A 1,227-nucleotide genomic window follows, 5' to 3' on the forward strand; every position below is an offset into this window, starting at 1 on the left:
TGGGACTGGATCCGTTCCGGTAAGAGCCGTTCAGGCGAGACCAGATCATGTGAAATACCCCATAATCGTCTGCGAGATGAACACGATGTTCATCAGGGCAATCCCGAAGACGAACTGCACCATGGGCAGCGAGTAGCCGTGCCGCCGCTTGCCTTCGGCCACGGCCTTCGCGCCGAGCCAGGCGAGTAGCACGTTGAACGCGCCATACGCGACGAAAAAAGCGGAGAAGGCGGTGATGATGTTCAGAAAACTCTGCTCGGGCGTCGATCCCATCATGCCGGTGGCGCCGACCTGCGGCGCGGTGAACGGGGTAAATCCCGTCTGGATCGAGGTCTGGGTGCCGCCCCCGAACGTGTTGTTGGAGAAATTGAGGAATTTGTTGAAATCGACCAGCACCGTCCCGAACAAAAGCAGCAGGGGCGGCATGTATTTCCGGGATGACCAGTAGGTCCCCGGCTTCATCATCTGCCAGGCGCCGTAGCCGGCAAGCAGAAAGCAGGACAGGCCGACGACGAAGCAGATGAGCGGGATGAGGATGCTCAGGACATTGGCGATGTCCGTACTGAAATTCACGAAACCCTGCATGGCGTCCCCTCCCTGCCCGGCCGTTCAGCGAATCACGCCATGATCGGTCCGGATGATCCAGCCCGATCCGTACTCCGAGATCGAGATCACCCGTCCCACGCCAGGCACCACGCTGCCAACCGAGACCTCGTAGGTCACGCCATTGCGGACGAGCATGGCGAGGCCGGGGCTCGCGGCCTGAACGGCATAGGATGACGGACTGACCGGCGCGACGTGTGGCGCTGAGGCGGGGAATAGCTGCGCCGAATGGACCGGAAGCGGTACTTTTGCCCGTGCGGCGGGGTCCGAGGCACCGGCGAGCGCGAGCGCGTCATGCGCCTGGTCGAAGGTCAGGCGCTGATTGAAGGCCAGCATCTGGCGATCGACCTGATGACGAAGCGTCGAGATCTCGACCTGCATTGCGGCGTTCTGGCTGCGCAACTCGGCCACGAGACGCGCGATTGCTGCGACCAGCGAGGCGGTCTGGACATCGTAGGTGCTCGATGACGGCGCAGCGACCAGGCGGGTTGCGACCTTCAGCGGATGCGGGATCGATTGAAGCGTGCCCGGACGGGGCATAGGCCCAACCAGCGGCGAGGGCGTGGCAGGGTTCGTGCTCGCCGTCGGAACATTCGCACCGGCCGCGACCGCCGGCGTGACATG

At 63.3% G+C, this 1,227-nt stretch carries 1 protein-coding gene and 1 pseudogene; both read right to left on the reverse strand.

Features of this window, described 5'->3' with window-relative positions; all coding sequences use genetic code 11:
- Positions 1-45: 45 nt before the first annotated feature.
- Complete coding sequence (locus tag ACP5E6_RS16615; RefSeq protein WP_427956012.1) at positions 46-585, reverse strand: hypothetical protein; 540 nt, start codon at positions 583-585, stop codon at positions 46-48.
- Positions 586-609: 24 nt separating this feature from the next.
- Positions 610-1,227, reverse strand: a pseudogene (locus ACP5E6_RS16620) (hypothetical protein); the annotation flags it as partial.

It is taken from the genome of Acidiphilium sp., assembly GCF_049977125.1.
GTDB lineage: Bacteria > Pseudomonadota > Alphaproteobacteria > Acetobacterales > Acetobacteraceae > Acidiphilium.

Excerpts from the sequence above, each read along its gene's own strand:
- ACP5E6_RS16615 (WP_427956012.1), bottom strand. The coding sequence starts at position 585 with ATGCAGGGTTTCGTGAATTTCAGTACGGACATCGCCAATGTCCTGAGC.